Here is an 18,344-nt window from a genome sequence, read left to right on the forward strand (position 1 = left end):
GGTGACTGCTCGACGGTGACTGCCCGACCGTGACTACTCGACGGTGACGGACTTCGCCAGGTTGCGCGGCTTGTCGATGTCCCGGCCCAGGGCCAGGGCGGTGTGGTACGCCAGCAGCTGGAGCGGGATGCCCATCAGGATCGGGTCCAGCTCGTCCTCGTTCTTGGGCACGAGGATGGTGTGGTCGGCCTTCTCCTGCTCCCGGTGGGCGACGGCCAGGATGCGGCCGCTGCGGGCCTTGATCTCCTCCAGCGCCGCGCGGTTCTTCTCCAGCAGGTCGTCGTCCGGGACGATCGCGACCGTCGGCATCGCCGGCTCGATGAGGGCGAGCGGGCCGTGCTTCAGCTCGGAGGCCGGGTAGGCCTCGGCGTGGATATAGGAGATCTCCTTCAGCTTGAGGGAGGCCTCCAGGGCCACCGGGTAACCGCGGACCCGGCCGATGAACATCATCGACTTGGCGTCGGCGTACTCGGCCGCGAGGCGCTTGATGTCCTCCTCGCCCTTCAGGATCTCCTCGATCTGCGCGGGCAGCCGGCGCAGGCCGTCGATGATCCGCTTGCCGTCGGTGACCGACAGGTCCCGGATCCGGCCCAGGTGCACGGCGAGCAGCGCGAAGGCCACCACCGTGTTGGTGAAGCACTTGGTGGAGACGACGCAGACCTCCGGGCCGGCGTGCACGTACACGCCGCCGTCGGCCTCGCGGGCGATCGCCGAGCCGACCACGTTGACCACGCCGAGGACGCGGGCGCCCTTGCGCTTGAGCTCCTGGACGGCCGCGAGGACGTCGTACGTCTCACCGGACTGGGATACGGCGATGTAGAGGGTGTCGGGGTCCACCACCGGGTTGCGGTAGCGGAACTCGGAGGCCGGCTCGGCGTCCGCGGGGATGCGGGCCAGGCTCTCGATGAGGCCGGCGCCGATCAGGCCCGCGTGGTACGAGGTGCCGCAGCCCAGGATCTTGACCCGGCGGATGCCGCGGGCCTCGCGGGGGTCCAGGTTCAGGCCGCCCAGGTGGACGGTGTTGAACCGGTCGTCGATCCGGCCGCGCAGCACGCGGTCGACCGCGTCGGGCTGCTCGGAGATCTCCTTGTGCATGTAGGTGTCGTGGCCGCCCATGTCGTAGGAGGCGGCCTCCCACTCCACGGTCTCCGGGGTGGCGGTGGTCGTCGTACCGCTGGTGGTGTAGGTGCGGAAGTCGTCGGCCTTGAGGGTGGCCATCTCGCCGTCGTTGAGGGTCACGACCTGGCGGGTGTGCGCGATCAGGGCGGCCACGTCGGAGGCGACGAGCATCTCCTTCTCGCCGATGCCGAGGATGACCGGGGAGCCGTTGCGGGCGACGACGATGCGGTCGGCGAAGTCGGCGTGCATCACGGCGATGCCGTAGGTGCCCTCGATGACCTTGAGCGCCTCGCGGACCTTCTCCTCCAGGCTGTCGGCCTGGGAGCGGGCGATCAGGTGGGTGATCACCTCGGTGTCGGTCTCCGAGGCGAAGACGACGCCCTCGGCCTCCAGCTTGGCGCGCAGCTCGGCGGCGTTGTCGACGATGCCGTTGTGGACGACGGCGACCTTGTTCTCGGGGTCGAGGTGCGGGTGCGAGTTGAGGTCGCTCGGGGCGCCGTGGGTGGCCCAGCGGGTGTGGGCGATGCCGGTGGTGCCGGCGAAGCGCTTGGGGACGCGGGCCTCCAGGTCGCGGACGCGGCCCTTGGCCTTGACCATCTTCAGGGCGGCGGCCTTCGGGCTGTTGACGACGATGCCCGCGGAGTCGTACCCGCGGTACTCCAGCCGTGCCAGGCCCTCCAGCAGCAGCGGTGCGACGTCACGCTTGCCGATGTAACCGACGATTCCACACATACGGTCTTGCCCCTCCTGAAGTTCGGTGTCCTGCTCGTCCGCGCGCGGCCGTCCGGGCCGCCCCGGCCCTGTCAGCCGTAGACGATGCGGCGCAGCTGCCGGAGCGAGAGCTCCGGCGGCGCCACGGCGCGGTGCGGCAGCTCGGCCGCGATCCGCTCGAAGATCTCCGCGTTGACCGCCCCGCCCGACTGCAGCTCGCGGTGGCGGCGGCGGACGAATTCCTCGGTCGTCTCGTTGAAGTACGCGAGCACGTCGAGCACCACCCGGGCGGCCTCGCCGCGCCGCAGCGCGGTGCTGCGCACCAGGTGGTCGACGAGGTCGTCATGTGACGGGCGGCGGTCGAGCACCAGTAGATATTGACTGTCCGAGGAGTGAAACGCAAAGATCCTGCCCGACATCGGGCAGGATCTTGCTGGTCTGGACCAAGGAATAGGAGATTCCGGTACGGCGTGGTCAGAAACGACCCAAAATCGCTGCCTTCGCCGCCGAGAACTCATCGGCGGTGAGGACGCCCGACTGGTGCAGCTCGCCCACCTCGCGCAGCCGCCGCAGCAGGGTGTCGTGGTCCGCGGCCTCGCCCGCCAGCGCCGGGGCCGACTCCGCGAGCGGCAGCGGCGCGGCCGGCTCGGGCGCGGCAGCCGCCGGATGGCGCATCCGCACCGCCACGGCCGCGGCGACCAGCGCCATCAGCGGGTCCTTCTTGAAACCGAAGAGCTCCACCGCGCAGCGGTCGTACTTCGGCGCGGGGGCCGGAGGGGCGCCGTCCAGGGTGAACCGCAGCCAGCCGTGGTCCAGACCCTTCGAGGGGTACCAGTCCACCGCCCGCACGTCCGCGACCCGGAACTCGCGCGGACCCCCGGAACGCTTGGCCTCCTCCGCCGTCCAGTTCCACTCCAGGACCACCCGGTCGCCGTCGAAGGAGGCCGTGGCGTCACCCGCGCCGAACGAGACGGGCACCGCCGGCCCCGGCAGCAGGTACGCGTCGCAGGGGCCGGGATCCACCTGGTCCAGCAGCAGGGCGTTGCGCACCGCGTCCACGAAGTACTCCGCCACCCCCGACCGGTCCGACTCCACGGCCAGCCGGTACGGGTCGGAGGCCTCCGGCAGCCGCCCGCCCGTCACCTGCAGCAGCGGGTCCGCCCCGTCACGCGGCCTGAGCCGCAGCCGGCCCGCCTTGCGCCCCGGCTCGTAGCTGATCCCCGCGATCGCGCGCAGCGGCACGACCACCTCGCCCAAGTGCTGCCGGAGCAGCCCCACCCCCTTCTCGCGGCCCGGCACGATGCGCACCGCGTCCCCGTCGAAGGTCCACGTACCGTCCTTCTGGATGATTTCCGCCATCCGGTGATTCTCCCACCGGTATGTGGGGCCCGAAGGGGGGCCGCCTGGCCTATACCTGGGCACATGAGAGTCCTGCGACGCGCGCTCGGCACCCTCCTCGTCCTCGGCGTCCTCGGCGGCGCCGTCTCCCGCACCGAGGCCCGCGGAGACGACGCCAGACCCGGCTCCGGACGTCCCGCCGCCCTCACCCCCTACGAACGGCTCCTGCCGGCGCCGGCCTCCGCCCGGGCCGCGGGCGCCGGATACGGCTTCGGCGCGGGCACGGTGATCCGTACCGGGCCGGGCTCGCCGCAGGAGGTGCGGCGGGTCGGCGAGCTCCTGGCGGACCAGCTGCGCGGGCCGAGCGGGCTGCCTCTGCCGGTGGTCGACGGGGAGGAGGGGGACGGGATCCGGCTGCGGCTGGACGACCGGGCCCGGGAGCTGGGCGCCGAGGGCTACCGCCTGCGGACCACCCCCTCCGGGATCACCCTGACCGCGCACACCCCGGCGGGCCTCTCCCGTGCCGGGCAGACGCTGCGGCAGCTGCTGCCGGTGCGGGGCACGGGCGAGGTCCCGGGCGGCGAGATCACCGACGTCCCGCGCTTCGCGTACCGGGGGGCGATGGTGGACATCGCCCGCCATTACTTTCCGGTGGAGCAGGTCAAGCGGTACGTCGACCAGCTCGCCCAGTACAAGATCAACACCCTGCACCTGCACCTCAGCGACGACCAGGGCTGGCGGATCGCCATCGACTCCTGGCCGCGCCTGGCCGCGTACGGCGGAGCGAGCGAGGTCGGCGGCGGGCCCGGCGGCCACTGGAGCAAGGCCGAATACCGTGACCTGGTCGCCTACGCGGCGGAGCGCTACGTCGACGTGGTCCCCGAGATCGACATGCCAGGCCACGTCCACGCCGCCCTGGCCTCCTACGCGGAGCTGAACTGCGACGGCAAGGCCCCCGAGCGCTACACCGGGACCAAGGTCGGCTTCAGCTCGCTGTGCGTGGGCAAGGAGCGCACGTACGAGTTCATCGACGACGTCCTCGGCGAGCTGGCCGCCCTCACCCCCGGCCGCTACCTCCACATCGGCGGCGACGAGGCCCACTCCACCCCGGCGGCGGACTACGCGGCCTTCATGGACCGCGCCCAGGCGGTGGTGGCGAAGCACGGCAAGACGGTGGTGGCCTGGCACCAGCTCGCGAACGCCCGCCCCGCGCGGGGGGCGGTCCTCCAGTACTGGGGCCACGACCGGACGGCGGCAGCGGAGAAATCCGCGGTCGCGGCGGCGGCCAGGGCGGGCCACCCCCTGATCCTCTCCCCGGCGGACCGCGCCTACCTGGACATGAAGTACGACAAGGCGACGAAGCCGGGCCTGGCCTGGGCCGGCTACGTCCCGGTGCGGCGCTCCTACTCCTGGAACCCGGGCGCCTACCTCCCGGACGTCCCCGAATCCGCCGTCCTGGGCGTGGAGGCCCCCCTCTGGACGGAGACCATCGCGACCCGCGCCGACTGGGAACTGATGGCCTTCCCCCGCCTCCTGGGCCTCGCGGAACTGGGCTGGTCCCCGGCCGCGTCACTCGGCTGGGACACCTACCGCCCCCGCCTCGCCGCCCAGGCCCCCCGCCTGGACGCCCAGGGCACGGCGTACTACCGGTCACCGGAGGTGCCGTGGGAGTAGCCCGGCGCCATGGGCGCGGGCGGTAGCGGGTGGCGGGCGGGCTTCCGAGGGACCGTGTCGGGAGCCCGCCCGCCACCCGGGCCGTCAGCGCCGGGCGAAGGGCGCGACGGGGTTCTTGAGGGTGCCGATCAGCTGGAGGGCCGCCGACGGGTCCGCGAGGTCGACCATCTGCTTGTTGTCGCGCAGCTGGAGGCGGTTCAGGCAGGACAGCTGGAACTCCGGGGTGAAGAGGTCGTACTGCGCGAAGCGGTCCGCCAGGGCGGGGGCCGAGGCCTGGTAGTCGTGGGCGCAGTCCGCCACCGCCTTCCAGAACACCTCCTCCGTGCAGATGCCCTCCTCGGCCAGGATCGCGTTCAGGAAGCGGAAGAAGCAGTCGAAGACGTCCGTGAAGACCGACAGGAGCTTCATGTCCTCCGGGACGTCGGCCTTGATCCGCTCGACCGCCGGGGGCAGGACCGCGTCCGGGTCCATGACCACGATCTCCTCGGCGATGTCCTTGAAGATCGCCCGCTGCACCACACCGTCCTTGATCACCAGGATCGTGTTCTCGCCGTGCGGCATGTACGCGAGGTCGTACTGGTAGAAGCAGTGCAGGAGCGGCAGCAGGTACGCGCGGAGGTACGGCTTCAGCCATTCGGCCGGGGTGAGGCCCGATTCGGCGATCAGGGCGCCGACGAAGGACCGGCCCTCCGCGTCGACGTGGAGGAGCGAGGCCATGGTGGCCAGGCGTTCGCCCTCGCGGAGGGAGTTCACCGGGGACTCGCGCCACAGGGCGGCCAGCATCTTGCGGTACGGCGAGTGACGGTCCGTCGCGCGCTCGTACTGGCGGTGGTGGTAGCCGATCGCCGCGCGCTCGCGGATGATCGAGAAGTCGACGGACCGGAGGACCTCGTCCGACTCGATCAGCTGGTGGAGCCAGTCGTTGATGGCCGGGGTGGCCTCCATGTAGGCGGCGGAGAGGCCGCGCATGAAGCCCATGTTGAGGACCGAGATGGCCGTCTTGACGTAGTGCTTGGTGGGGGTGGTGGTGTTGAAGAAGGTGCGGATCGACTGCTGCGGGAGGTAGGCGTCCTCGCCCTCGCCCAGCAGGACCAGGCGGCGGTTGGCGATCTCCGCCGCGAAGGTGACGGTGGTCTTGTTCCACCACTGCCAGGGGTGGACGGGGAGGAAGTGGTAGTCCTCCGGGTCGAGGTCCAGGGCGGTGAGCTTGGCCCTGAAGCCGGCTATCGCGGCTTCGCCCAGTTCCTCGCGCATGAACGCGTCGTGGTCCAGGCCCGTGCCCGCCGTGAAGGTGGAGACGTCCTTGTGGGCCGCCGTCCACACCAGGTGGACCCGGCTCGCCGTCTCCGGTGCGTACGAGAGGTACTCGTGCACGCCGAAGCCCAGGCGGCCGTTGTTGGCGACGAAGCAGGGGTGGCCCTCGGTCATGCCCGTCTCGATGTCCTGGAAGCCGGACTTGGCGAGGGTGGCGGAGGACGGCTGCGGCTTCGTGTACTTGAAGCCCGTGCCCGCCAGGGTGGAGGAGATCTCCTCCAGGTAGACGGGGAGGACCTCCGCGCTCAGGCCCAGGGTCCGCCGGAACTCGATGTGGAAGTCCAGGGCGTCCAGTTCCAGGGTCCCGCCGTCGTGGTGGCGGGTGATGGACCGCTCGTCCACCGACCAGTGGTCCAGGGCGAGCCGGGCCGAGCGGAAGCGGTACTCGACGGCTCCGTCGTCGCTGCGGACGGAGTAGAGGTCCTCGCCCAGCGGCTCCGGGGTCAGCAGGCGTTCGTGGGAGAACTCCGCGAGGGCCTTGCGGACCAGGGCGCGGTTGGCGCGGGCCCACAGCTCGGGGGAGAGGTGGGAGACGGCGTCGGCGAGGCTCACATCGACTCCCGCTGGGTGGCCTCGAACTGCTCGCGGGTGCAGAAGCTGAGCAGGGCGACCTTCTCGGGCTTGCGGACCTCGCGCTCGGGGACGAAGCCGACGGCCTCGTTCAGGGCGTGGACCGCCTCGTTGCGGACGTCCGGCTCGACGACGACGCGCCGGGTGGCGGGGTCCGCGAACAGGGCGGCCATCACCGTCGTGATCACCGCGCGGGTGAAGCCGCTGACAGGGGTCTCGGTGGGAGCGACGAGGAAGTGCATGCCGACGTCGCCGGGCTGGGCCTCGTACAGGCCGACGAGCTCCAGGCGCGAAGGGTCGTAGCTCTCCATCAGGAAGGCCGGGCGGCCCTCGTGGAGGCCTATGAAGGCGTGGTGGTGCTCGTGCGCGGTGATGCGGACGTACTCGCGCTCGACGTCGGTGAGGGTGGCGTCCTGCATCATCCAGAACGCGGCCTTCGGGTGCGTGACCCAGCCGTGCAGGAGTTCCGCGTCCGAGAAGGGGTCCAGGGGGCGCAGGGAGAAGGTCCCGAGGGCCGTGTCGGTGCGGGCGAAGAGGAGCTCAGGGGTGGTGCTCATGCGTGGATGCCTTCCGGGGCCGCGAACTGCTGGAACGCGATGGACTTCTCGACCTTGTAGTACTCGCGGCCGAGCAGCTCACTGACGATGTACGCGTTGCGGTACGCGGCCATGCCCAGGTCGGGCGAGGTGAGGGAGTGGTTGTGGGTCGTGCCGTTCTGCAGGTACACCCCGCGCCCGGTCACGTCGATGCTGTAGTTGCGGGCGGCGTCGAGGCGGCCGTGGCCGTCGAAGTTCAGCCGGTCGCGGACGGGGGCCAGGAATTCCGGGACCCGGTACTTGTAGCCGGTGGCGAGGACCAGGCCCTCCGTGGTGAGGGAGAAGTCCCGCTCCTGCTCCTCCTGGCGCAGGCCCAGGGTGTACGTGCCGGTGGTGGTGTCGTAGGCCGTGCTGTTCAGGGAGGTGTTGGTGAGCAGCGTCGTGGGGACCGCGCCCGGCATGGTGATCTTCTTCTGGTAGAGCAGGTCGAAGATGGCGTTGACGAGGTCGCCGTCGATGCCCTTGAAGAGGTTCTTCTGCTGGGCCTCCAGCCGGTAGCGGGTGTCCTCGGGGAGGGCGTGGAAGTAGTCCACGTACTCCGGCGAGGTCATCTCCAGCGTGAGCTTGGTGTACTCCAGGGGGAAGAAGCGCGGCGAGCGGGTGATCCAGTCGAGCCGGTAGCCGTGGACGTCGATCTCGGCGAGCAGGTCGTAGTAGATCTCGGCCGCGCTCTGGCCCGAGCCGATCAGGGTGATCGACTTCTTCCGCTGGAGCTGCTCCTTGTGCTGCATGTACGTGGAGTTGTGCAGGAAGTCCCCGCCGAGGCCCTCGCAGGCCGCCGGGACGTGCGGCGGGGTGCCGGTGCCGAGGACGAGACGGCGGGCGCGGTGGGTCTCGCCGCGGTCGGTGTGGACCTCGTACAGGCCGGCGGTCCCGTCGTAGGTGACCTCGGTGACGGAGGTGGAGTACAGGACGTTGTCGAGCCGGTCGGCGGCCCAGCGGCAGTAGTCGTTGTACTCGGCGCGCAGCGGGTAGAAGTTCTCCCGGATGTAGAAGGAGTACAGCCGGTCCTTGTCCTTCAGATAGTTCAGGAAGGAGAAGGGCGAGGTCGGGTCGGCGAGGGTGACCAGGTCCGACATGAACGGGGTCTGCAGGTGGGCGCCGTCCAGGAACATTCCGGCGTGCCACTCGAAGTGCGGCTTCGACTCGATGAACAGGCCGTCGAGCTCGTCGACGGGCGCGGTCAGGCAGGCGAGTCCCAGGTTGAAGGGACCCAGGCCGATACCGATGAAGTCGTGGGGCTCAGTGGTGGACGGCAAGGGATTCTCCCAGGAACTGCTCGGCGTGTGCGGCGAGGAGGTCGAGGACGGCCGCGATGTCGGCCGTCGTGGTCTGCGGGTTGAGGAGGGTGAACTTCAGGTACTGCTTCCCGTCCACCTTCGTGCCGGCGACGACGGCCTCGCCGGAGGCGAACAGAGCTTTGCGGGCGTGTAGCTGTGCCTCGTCGACGAGGTCGGGGCGCAGCTCGCCCGCGGGGAGGTAGCGGAAGACCAGGGTGGAGATCTGCGGTTCGACGACGACCTCGAAGCGCGGGTCGGCGGCGATGACCTCGTAGCCGGCGGCGGCCAGGTCGATGACCTGGTCGAAGAGGGAGCCGATGCCGTCGGCGCCCATGACGCGCAGGGTCATCCAGAGCTTGAGGGCGTCGAAGCGGCGCGTGGTCTGGATGGACTTGTCGACCTGGTTGGGGATCCGCTCCTCGGCCATCCGGCGCGGGTTGAGGTAGTCCGCGTGGTACGTGGCGTGCCGCAGGGTGTGGCGGTCGCGGACCAGCATCGCGCTGGAGCTCACGGGCTGGAAGAACGACTTGTGGTAGTCGACGGTGACCGAGTCGGCCTTCTCGATGCCGGCGAGGAGGTGCCGGCGGGTCGGGGAGACCAGCAGTCCGCATCCGTAGGCGGCGTCCACGTGCATCCACGCGGAGTGTTCCTCGGCCAGGCGGGCGATCTCGGGGAGCGGGTCGATGGACCCGAAGTCGGTGGTGCCGGCGGTGGCGACGACGGCCATGGGGAAGAGGGCTTCGCCGGCGCAGCTCTCCAGCTCCAAGGCCAGTACGGCGGTGTCCATGCGGCGGTTGCGGTCGACGGGCACGCAGATGACGGCCTCGTAGCCCAGACCCAGCATGGCGGCGGACTTCTGGACGCTGAAGTGGCTGGCCTCGGAGGTGAAGATGCGCAGCTTCGGCAGCACCTCGGCCTTGGTGATCGCGGTCCCCGCCTCGTGGGCGCGCTGCATGACGGTCCGGCAGGCCTCGTCGCGGGCGAGGAGCAGGGCGTGGAAGTTCGACTGGCTGCCGCCGGAGGTGAAGACGCCGTCCGCGCCCTGGCCGAGCCCGATGCGCCGGGCGGTCCAGTCGATCAGGCGGCGCTCGATCAGCGTGCCGCCGATGGACTGGTCCCAGGTGTCGAGGGAGGAGTTGACGGCCGACAGGACCGCTTCGCCGACCACCGCGGGGATGACCACCGGGCAGTTGAGGTGGCCCAGGTAGCGCGGGTGGTGGAAGTAGACGGCGTCGCGGAGGTAGACGTCCTCCAGCTCGGCGAGGGCGGCGGCGGTGTCGGCCAGCGGCGCGTCGAGGTCGATCCCGTTGATGACCGGAGCGAGTTCGTCGACGGATATGCCGGTGTGGGGGCGCCGGGTGGTGGAGAGCCTGGCCGCGACGCGGTCGACGCCCTCGGTGACGGATCGCCGGTAGAGGTCCGCGGTCGTCTCGTTCAGCAGATGCGTGCGCATCAACTTTTCCTCCGGGCATGGGGAAGCGGGGGGCGGGGGAGGGGTGGGGTGCGTAAGTTAGGTTAGCCTAACCTAAGTAGTAGTACAAATGGAGGAGGGCCCCGGCTTCCGCCGGGGCCCTCCTCCATGAAATTCCCTGCTCCGCGCAGGAGTCGGCTACAGCTCGGACGCCGGGTCCTCGCTCGGGGCCCGGCCCGCGTACGCCTCGGCGAGCAGTTGTTCCTCGCTTGCCCCGAGCCTCCAGTACCCGGTGAAACGCACCGTGCGCCGGTCGACGGAACGTTCCCCCACCAGGTGGCGGCGTACGGCGCGCACCGTGCCCGCCTCGCCCGCGAGCCAGGCGTACGGGGTCTTGGCGGCGGGCGGTTCCGCCGCCCGGACCGCGTCCACCACGCGGGCCGTCCGCTCGGGGCGGGACGCGCCCTTCTCGCGCACGATCCAGGTGATGTCCGCGTCGGCGAGGGTGTGCGGGGCGAGCCGGTCGTCCGGGTGCGGGACCTCGAACCAGGCCTTGACCCTGGTCCCGGCGGGGAGCCGGTCCAGGATGGCGCAGGCGGCGGGCAGGGCGGTCTCGTCGGCGTACATCAGGTACGTGTCCGTGGCCGCCGGGGGCTGGAAGCGGACGGACTTGTTCTGCGCGACCGCCGGCCCGATCGCCATGATCCGGCGGCCGGAGACGGCCCTGCCCGCCCAGCGGGAAGCCGGGGAGGTGTCCCCGTGGAGGACGAAGTCGATGTCGACCTCCGTCGCGCCGGCGTCCGTACGCCGCTGCTCGCGCACCGTGTACGAGCGCATCACCGGGCGTTCCGCGTCCGGCATCCCGCGCCAGGCCCCGAACCAGGTGTCCTCGTCGGTGGAGGGCAGCTCGGTGTGCTCCGCGTGCGGGGGCGGCAGGAAGAGCGAGAGGCTCTGGTCGTAGCCGCCCGATCTGAAGTCCGCCAGGGACTCCCCGCCGAAGGTCACGCGCAGGAACGAGTGGCCGAGGCGGCGCGTGCGCAGCACCTCCATCGTGAAGAAGCGGAAGTGCGCCGCGGCCTGTCCGGCCTCGGATGCGGTGAGGGTCATGCGCGAGTCCCCCTGGGATTCGAAGGTGGCGCCGGCGGCGGGTGTGGTGCCGGGCGGTCGGTGCCGGGTGGTCAGAGCCGGACGCCGGGCCCCCGGCGGTGGCCGGGAGCCCGGCGTCAGGACCGGCGGAAGGGGTGCGGGGCCCCGGACCGTGTCGTCGAAGCAGGGCCGATCGGGGCTTCGACGGCACGGCCCAGGAGGATCAGGAGACCTTCTTGGCGTTCTGGATGGCCTTGGCGAGGTCCTCGAGGATCTGCGCGCACTTCTCGTACGAGTAGATCGGCTCGGTCACGCGCGGGGCGATCTGGCCGGCCTTGACGGCGGGCATCTCGTTCCAGGTCGGCTTGGCCTTCAGGGCCTCGGCCTGGAGGGCCTGGGTGCGGTTGTCGAGCAGGACGAGGTCGGCCTTGTACTTGCCGGCGTTCTCCCAGCTGAGGCTCTCGTAGAAGCCCTGCGGGTCCAGCTTGTCCTGCTCGGGGGCGACGAACTCGACGCCCAGCGACTCGAAGTACTTGAGGTCGGCCGAGGTCTTCGGCGTGGAGACGTAGAAGAGCTGGTCGGCGGCGGAGCCGACGAGCACCTTGATGCCCGGGTTGGCCTTGACGGCCTCGCGGACCTTGGCCGAGGCGGCGTCGAAGCGGGCCTTGGCGTCGGCGGCCTTCTTGGAGTTCAGGTCGGCGCCGAGGGACTTGGCGAGCTCCGCCGTGCGCTCCAGGGCCTTGTCCATCGTGGCCTTGTCGCCCACGCCGATCGCGGCGGCCGGGGCCAGCTTCAGGATCTTGTCCTTGGAGGCCTCGGGGACGTACCAGTACGAGCCGTCCCAGGTGTTGGTGGCGAGCAGCTCGGGCTTGAGGGAGGCGTACTTCTCGACGTTGAACTCGTCGTAGACGTTTCCGAGGATCTCGACCTTGGAGATGTCCATCGAGCCGGCCATCGGGTCGGGCTTGCCGTCCGCGAGCTTGGTCGGACCGAAGACGCCCTTGACCTGCACGCCGTAGTCGTACAGCGCGGCGGCGGTGCCGGTGTAGGCCACGATGTTCTTCGGCGTGGACTTCGCGGTGGCGTCCTTGCCCAGGTCGTCCTTGAAGGTCCAGGGGCCCGAGGCGGCGGCCGTGCCGCCCTTGCCGCCGTCAGCGTCCTTCGCCTTGTCGCTGCCACCGCACGCGGTGAGCGCGGCGACGAGTCCGAGGGCGCCGCCGGCCGCGATGAGGCCGCGGCGGGAGAGGAACGTGGGGCTGGGCTTGGGCATGGCGAAGTCCGCTTTCGTACGTGCAGGGGGCGGCCGGGGAACCCGAGGCCGTTCGGGGGGAAGGTTAGCCTAACCTTAGCCAGAAACGGTAAGGGGACCCTAATTTTTAGGGTCCCCTCCTCGTTCCCCGCACGCCGCGGGGTCACCGGTCAGCCGGCGAAGCCCAGCTCACGGGCGATCAGCATGCGCTGGACCTCGCTCGTGCCCTCGCCGATCTCCAGGATCTTGGAGTCCCGCCACATACGGGCCACCGGGTACTCGTTCATGAAGCCGTAGCCGCCGTGGATCTGCGTGGCGTCCCGGGCGTTGTCGACGGCGACCGTCGAGGAGTACAGCTTCGCGATCGCCGCCTCCTTCTTGAACGGCTCCCCGCGGACCAGCCGGGAGGCCGCGTCGCGCCAGCCGATGCGGGCCATGTGGGCGCGCGTCTCCATGTCGGCCAGCTTGAACTGGATGGCCTGGTTGTCGCCGATCGCCCGGCCGAAGGCCTGCCGCTCCTTGGCGTACTTCACCGACTCGTCCACACAGCCCTGCGCCAGACCCGTGGCCAGGGCCGCGATGGCGATCCGGCCCTCGTCGAGGATCCGCAGGAACTGGGCGTAGCCGCGGCCCTCCTGGCCCACCAGGTTGGCGAGCGGCACCCGTACGCCGTCGAAGGACAGCTCACGGGTGTCGGAGGAGTTCCAGCCGACCTTGGAGTAGGGCGCGGCCACCGTGAAGCCCGGGGTGCCGGACGGCACGATGATCGAGGAGATCTCCGGGCGGCCGTCCTCCTTGCGGCCGGTGACGGCGGTGACCGTGACCAGACCGGTGATGTCCGTACCGGAGTTGGTGATGAAGCACTTCGAGCCGTTGATCACCCACTCGTCGCCGTCGCGCACGGCGGTGGTGCGGGTGCCGCCCGCGTCGCTGCCCGCGCCCGGCTCGGTCAGCCCGAAGGCGCCGAGCACCTCGCCCGAGCACAGCTTCGGCAGCCACTGCCGCTTCTGCTCCTCCGAGCCGAACAGGTACAGGGGCATGGCGCCCAGGGAGACGCCCGCCTCCAGGGTGATCGCGACCGAGGAGTCGACGCGGGCCAGCTCCTCCAGGGCGATGCCGAGGGCGAGGTAGTCGCCGCCCATGCCGCCGTACTCCTCCGGGAAGGGCAGGCCGAACAGGCCCATGCGGCCCATCTCGCGGACGATCTCGTACGGGAACTCGTGGCGCTCGTACAGGTCGCCGATCTTCGGCGCGACCACGTCGTGCGCGAACGCCTCGACGGTGCGGCGGAGTTCCTCGTGCTCGGGGGTGAGCCGGTGGTCGAGGGACATGGTGTGACTACTCCTTGTGGGAGAGGGCGCGGACGGTACGGGAGGGGCTGGGGCGGCCCAGCCGTTCGGCCATCCACACGCTCGTGGCGGTGAGGGCGGCCAGATCGACCCCGGTCTCGATGCCGAGGCCGTCGAGCATCCACACCAGGTCCTCGGTGGCGAGGTTGCCGGTGGCGCTCTTCGCGTACGGGCATCCGCCGAGGCCGCCGGCGGAGGAGTCGACCGTGGTCACGCCGTGCTGGAGCGCGGCGAGGGTGTTGGAGAGGGCCTGGCCGTAGGTGTCGTGGAAGTGCACGCCGATCCGGTCGGTCCCCACGCCCCTCTCGTTCAGGGCGGAGAGCAGGACCTGGACGTGGCCGGGCGTGGCGACGCCGATGGTGTCGCCCAGGCTCAGCTCGTCACAGCCGAGGTCGAGCAGGGCCTTGGCGACGGAGACCACCTGGCCGACCGGGACCGGCCCCTCCCAGGGATCCCCGAAGCACATCGAGAGGTACCCGCGCACGTGCGCCCCGTCCGCCTTGGCGCGGGCCACCACGGGCTCGAACATGGCGAGGGACTCGGCGACGGTGCGGTTCAGGTTGCGGGCGGCGAAGGTCTCGGTGGCCGAGCCGAACACGGCGATACGGGTCGCCCCGAGGGCGAGCGCCCGGTCCAGGCCCCGTTCGTTGGGGACCAGGACCGGGAGGTGCGCCCCGACGTCCGAGAGCAGGGGGAAGAGCTGCTCGGCGTCCGCCAACTGGGGGACCCACTTGGGGTGGACGAAGCTGGTGGCCTCGATGGTGGTGAGGCCGGCCGCGGCGAGCCGGTGGATGAACTCGGCCTTCACCTCCGTGGGAACGGCCGACTTCTCGTTCTGCAGCCCGTCGCGCGCGCCCACCTCGTGGATGCGGACGCGCGGCGGGAGCCCGGCGGGGGCCGGGAAGGTCATGGGCAGCCCGTTCACGCGGCCTCCTCCTGCGCGTCGGGGGTCACCACGGCCAGGACCTGGTCCATGGCCACCGTGGTGCCCGGGGTGACGTCGAGCTCGGTGACGGTGCCGGCGTGCGGGGCGGAGATGACGTGCTCCATCTTCATCGCCTCGACCACCAGCAGGCTCTGGCCGGCCGCCACCCGGTCCCCGACGGCCACCTTGACGACGGTGACGGTGCCGGGCATCGGGGCGGCGAGGGTGTCGGCCCCGGCCCTTCCGCCGCCGCCGAGGGAAGCGGCCACCGGGTCGTGGTGCTGGAGGTGCCAGCTGTCACCGTCGCGGCCGAGCCAGATCCCCTCCGGGGAGGCGGCGACGCTGAAGCGGTGGGTGACGCCGTCCAGTTCCACGGTGACGGCGGCGGGAGTGCGGTCGACGACGCGGCCGCGGACCGGCGCGCCGGGGTCCTGCCCGGCCGCCGGCTCGCCCGCGCCGACGAGCAGTTCGGTGCCGGAGTCCGACCGGCGGGTGCGGATCTCCACCGGGTCCTGGCCCGGGAGGCGGAAGTGGTGCACCGTCCACGCGGGAGTGCCGCCCAGGCGCCAGCCGTCGGCGGCGCCGAACGGGTCCACCCAGCCGCCCGCCTCCGCCGCGGCGGGCAGCGCCAGCAGCGCCGCCGCCGCGTACACCTCGGCCGGGACGCCCTCCGGCAGGAGGGACGGCAGGTCCCGCTCGACCAGGCCGGTGTCCAGGTCGCCCGAGACCACGTCCGGGTGCGCGAGCAGCCGCCGCAGGAAGCCCGCGTTGGTCTGGACGCCCAGGATCACCGTGTCGGACAGGGCCCCGCGCAGCACCCGCAGGGCACTGGCGCGGTCCGGCCCGTACGCGATGACCTTGGACAGCATCGGGTCGTACGTGGAACCGACGGGGACGCCCGCCGTCAGACCGGAGTCGGTGCGCACCGCCCCGCCGTCCGGCTCCGACAGGGCCAGCACCGTGCCGCCGGACGGCAGGAACCCGCGCGCCGGGTCCTCCGCGCAGACGCGGGCCTCGATCGCGTGCCCGGTCAGCCGGACGTCGTCCTGCCCGAACCCGAGGGGGGAACCGGCCGCGACGCGCAGCTGCTGCTCCACCAGGTCCAGGCCGGTGACCAGCTCGGTGACCGGGTGCTCCACCTGGAGGCGGGTGTTCATCTCCATGAAGTAGTAGGAGGACGGGTCCCCACCCGGGACGATGAACTCCACTGTGCCGGCGCCGACGTACCCGCAGGAGCGCGCCGCCTCCACGGCCGCCGCGCCCATCGCCGCGCGGGTCTTCTCGTCCAGCAGGACCGAGGGGGCCTCCTCGATGACCTTCTGGTGGCGCCGCTGGAGGGAGCACTCGCGCTCGCCCAGGTGCACCACGTTCCCGTGGGCGTCCGCCAGTACCTGGATCTCGATGTGCCGGGGCCGGTCGACCCACCGCTCCACGAGCAGGGTGTCGTCGCCGAAGGAGGACTTCGCCTCGCGGCGGGCCGCCGCGATCTCCTCGGCCAGCACCGCCTCGTCCCGTACCAGGCGCATGCCCTTGCCGCCGCCGCCCGCCGAGGGCTTCAGCAGCACCGGCATGCCGATCTCGGACGCGGCCGCGACCAGTTCGGCGTCGGTCAGACCGCTGCCGGAGGAACCCGGGACCACCGGGACGCCGGCCGCCCGGACCGTCTCCTTGGCCGTGATCTTGTCACCCATCAGGGAGATGGCGGAGGCGGGCGGCCCGATGAAGGCCAGCCCGGCGTCCGCGCAGGCCCGTGCGAAGGCCGCGTTCTCCGCGAGGAAGCCGTAGCCCGGGTGGACGGCCTCGGCGCCCGTGCGCTTCGCGGCGTCCAGGAGCCGCTCCACGGACAGGTAGCTCTCGGAGGCGGCCGCCGGACCGATCCGGACGGCGGTGTCGGCCTCCCGTACGTGCCGCGCGTCGGCGTCCGCGTCGCTGAAGACGGCCACGGAGCGGATACCGAGCTCCCGCAGGGTGCGGATGACCCGGACCGCGATCTCGCCGCGGTTGGCGACCAGAACAGTGCTGAACATCAGTGAGGTCCTCACGTCACACGTCACATACGGAAGATGCCGAAGCCGGAGTCGCCCAGGGGGGCGTTCGCGCACGCGGTCAGGGCCAGTCCCAGCACCTGCCGGGTCTCCATCGGGTCGATGACCCCGTCGTCCCACAGCCGCGCGGTGGCGTAGTAGGCGTTGCCCTGCTCCTCGTACTGCGCGCGGACCGGGGCCTTGAAGGCCTCCTCGTCCTCGGCGGGCCACTCCTGGCCCGCGCCCTCGATCTGGTCCCGCTTGACGGTCGCCAGCACCGAGGCGGCCTGCTCGCCGCCCATCACCGAGATCTTGGCGTTGGGCCACATCCACAGGAAGCGCGGCGAGTACGCCCGCCCGCACATCGAGTAGTTGCCCGCGCCGTACGAACCGCCGACGACCACGGTCAGCTTCGGGACCCGGGTGCAGGCCACCGCCGTGACCATCTTCGCGCCGTGCTTGGCGATGCCGCCGGCCTCGTAGTCGCGGCCGACCATGAAGCCGGAGATGTTCTGGAGGAAGAGGAGCGGGATGCCGCGCTGGTCGCACAGCTCGATGAAGTGGGCGCCCTTCTGCGCGGACTCGGAGAAGAGGATGCCGTTGTTGGCGACGATGCCGACCGGGTGGCCGTGGATCCGGGCGAAGCCGGTGACCAGGGTCTGTCCGAACTCCGCCTTGAACTCCTGGAACCGGGACCCGTCCACGATCCGGGCGATGATCTCGCGGGCGTCGTAGGGCGTGCGGGAGTCGACGGGGACCGCGCCGTACAGGCCGTACGGGTCCACCTTGGGCTCCTCGGGAGCCTCGACCGACCAGGGCAGCGCCCCGCGCTCGGGCAGCGTCGCCACGATGTTCCGTACGATCCGCAGCGCGTGCGCGTCGTCCTCCGCGAGGTGGTCGGTGACCCCGGAGGTACGGGAGTGCACCTCGCCGCCGCCCAGCTCCTCGGCCGTGACCACCTCGCCGGTGGCGGCCTTCACCAGCGGCGGGCCGCCGAGGAAGATCGTGCCCTGGCCGCGCACGATGACGGCCTCGTCGCTCATCGCCGGTACGTACGCCCCGCCCGCCGTGCAGGAGCCGAGGACGGCGGCGATCTGCGGGATCCCGGCCCCCGACATGCGGGCCTGGTTGTAGAAGATCCGGCCGAAGTGCTCCCGGTCGGGGAAGACCTCGTCCTGCATGGGGAGGAAGGCGCCGCCGGAGTCCACCAGGTAGAGGCAGGGGAGACGGTTCTCCAGGGCCACTTCCTGGGCCCGCAGGTGCTTCTTGACGGTCATCGGGTAGTACGTGCCGCCCTTGACGGTGGCGTCGTTGGCGACGATCACGCACTCGCGCCCGCTGACCCGGCCGATGCCCGCGATGACCCCGGCGGCGGGGGCGGCGCCCCCGTACATCCCCTCCGCGGCCAGCGGGGCCAGCTCCAGGAAGGGCGAACCGGGGTCGAGGAGGGTGTCCACGCGGTCGCGGGGGAGCAGCTTCCCGCGCGCGGTGTGGCGGGCCCGGGCCTTCTCGCCGCCGCCGAGACGGGCCGCGTCGAGCCGGGCGCGCAGGCCCTCGGCGAGTTCGCGGTGGGCGGCCTCATTGGTCCGCCAGGCCTCGGACGCCGGGTCCGCGGCGCTCGTCAGCACTGGTGCCTGCTGCATCGGTCGAGCTCCCTTGCTCGTGCACGCTTTGTTAATGACCGTTAACGCGTTCGGG

At 71.3% G+C, this 18,344-nt stretch carries 14 protein-coding genes; 1 reads left to right on the forward strand and 13 read right to left on the reverse strand.

Going from position 1 to position 18,344, the window contains the following annotated elements:
• Positions 1-33 precede the first annotated feature (33 nt).
• The 3 genes from glmS to ACFY7H_RS16835 form a co-directional block, all read right to left on the reverse strand.
• Positions 34-1,851, reverse strand: a complete 1,818-nt coding sequence (glmS, locus tag ACFY7H_RS16825) for a glutamine--fructose-6-phosphate transaminase (isomerizing) (protein ID WP_388938728.1) — start codon at positions 1,849-1,851, stop codon at positions 34-36.
• Between the two features lie 71 nt (positions 1,852-1,922).
• A complete protein-coding gene (locus ACFY7H_RS16830; protein ID WP_388938730.1) occupies positions 1,923-2,198 on the reverse strand; it encodes a hypothetical protein in 276 nt (91 codons plus the stop codon).
• 106 nt (positions 2,199-2,304) lie between these two features.
• Positions 2,305-3,189: a DUF4429 domain-containing protein gene (locus ACFY7H_RS16835; protein ID WP_388938731.1), complete on the reverse strand. Its 885-nt coding sequence runs from the start codon at positions 3,187-3,189 to the stop codon at positions 2,305-2,307.
• A gap of 63 nt (positions 3,190-3,252) precedes the next feature.
• Between ACFY7H_RS16835 and ACFY7H_RS16840 the strand changes: the two genes are divergently transcribed.
• Positions 3,253-4,842: a family 20 glycosylhydrolase gene (locus tag ACFY7H_RS16840; protein ID WP_388938733.1), complete on the forward strand. Its 1,590-nt coding sequence runs from the start codon at positions 3,253-3,255 to the stop codon at positions 4,840-4,842.
• Positions 4,843-4,926: 84 nt separating this feature from the next.
• Here ACFY7H_RS16840 and ACFY7H_RS16845 read toward each other — a convergent pair whose 3' ends face one another.
• The 10 genes from ACFY7H_RS16845 to ACFY7H_RS16890 form a co-directional block, all read right to left on the reverse strand.
• Positions 4,927-6,708 (reverse strand): IucA/IucC family protein, encoded by a 1,782-nt coding sequence (locus ACFY7H_RS16845; protein WP_388938734.1) that lies wholly within the window; start codon positions 6,706-6,708, stop codon positions 4,927-4,929.
• The gene (locus ACFY7H_RS16850; RefSeq protein ID WP_388938736.1) at positions 6,705-7,283 is read right to left on the reverse strand and encodes a GNAT family N-acetyltransferase; all 579 of its coding nucleotides are present in this window, start codon (positions 7,281-7,283) and stop codon (positions 6,705-6,707) included. The genes ACFY7H_RS16845 and ACFY7H_RS16850 overlap by 4 nt, the downstream gene beginning before the upstream one ends.
• On the reverse strand, positions 7,280-8,581 hold the full coding sequence (locus ACFY7H_RS16855; RefSeq protein WP_388938738.1) for a lysine N(6)-hydroxylase/L-ornithine N(5)-oxygenase family protein: 1,302 nt from the start codon (positions 8,579-8,581) through the stop codon (positions 7,280-7,282). Before ACFY7H_RS16855 ends, ACFY7H_RS16850 begins: the two co-directional genes overlap by 4 nt.
• Positions 8,565-10,055, reverse strand: coding sequence for a pyridoxal phosphate-dependent decarboxylase family protein (locus ACFY7H_RS16860; RefSeq protein ID WP_388938740.1), 1,491 nt, complete (start codon positions 10,053-10,055; stop codon positions 8,565-8,567). Before ACFY7H_RS16860 ends, ACFY7H_RS16855 begins: the two co-directional genes overlap by 17 nt.
• Positions 10,056-10,211: 156 nt before the next feature.
• Positions 10,212-11,120: a siderophore-interacting protein gene (locus ACFY7H_RS16865; RefSeq protein ID WP_388938742.1), complete on the reverse strand. Its 909-nt coding sequence runs from the start codon at positions 11,118-11,120 to the stop codon at positions 10,212-10,214.
• Between the two features lie 202 nt (positions 11,121-11,322).
• Positions 11,323-12,369: an ABC transporter substrate-binding protein gene (locus ACFY7H_RS16870; protein WP_388938744.1), complete on the reverse strand. Its 1,047-nt coding sequence runs from the start codon at positions 12,367-12,369 to the stop codon at positions 11,323-11,325.
• Positions 12,370-12,518: 149 nt separating this feature from the next.
• Entirely contained in the window at positions 12,519-13,679 is a 1,161-nt protein-coding gene (locus ACFY7H_RS16875; RefSeq protein WP_388938746.1) for an acyl-CoA dehydrogenase family protein, read from the reverse strand.
• A 7-nt stretch (positions 13,680-13,686) separates the two neighbouring features.
• Positions 13,687-14,607: a hydroxymethylglutaryl-CoA lyase gene (locus ACFY7H_RS16880; RefSeq protein ID WP_388939123.1), complete on the reverse strand. Its 921-nt coding sequence runs from the start codon at positions 14,605-14,607 to the stop codon at positions 13,687-13,689.
• A gap of 11 nt (positions 14,608-14,618) precedes the next feature.
• Positions 14,619-16,649, reverse strand: a complete 2,031-nt coding sequence (locus tag ACFY7H_RS16885) for an acetyl-CoA carboxylase biotin carboxylase subunit (protein ID WP_388938748.1) — start codon at positions 16,647-16,649, stop codon at positions 14,619-14,621.
• A 23-nt stretch (positions 16,650-16,672) separates the two neighbouring features.
• A complete protein-coding gene (locus ACFY7H_RS16890; protein WP_388938750.1) occupies positions 16,673-18,289 on the reverse strand; it encodes a carboxyl transferase domain-containing protein in 1,617 nt (538 codons plus the stop codon).
• Positions 18,290-18,344 lie beyond the last annotated feature (55 nt).

Source organism: Streptomyces sp. NPDC012794 (assembly GCF_042901085.1).
Classification (GTDB): domain Bacteria; phylum Actinomycetota; class Actinomycetes; order Streptomycetales; family Streptomycetaceae; genus Streptomyces.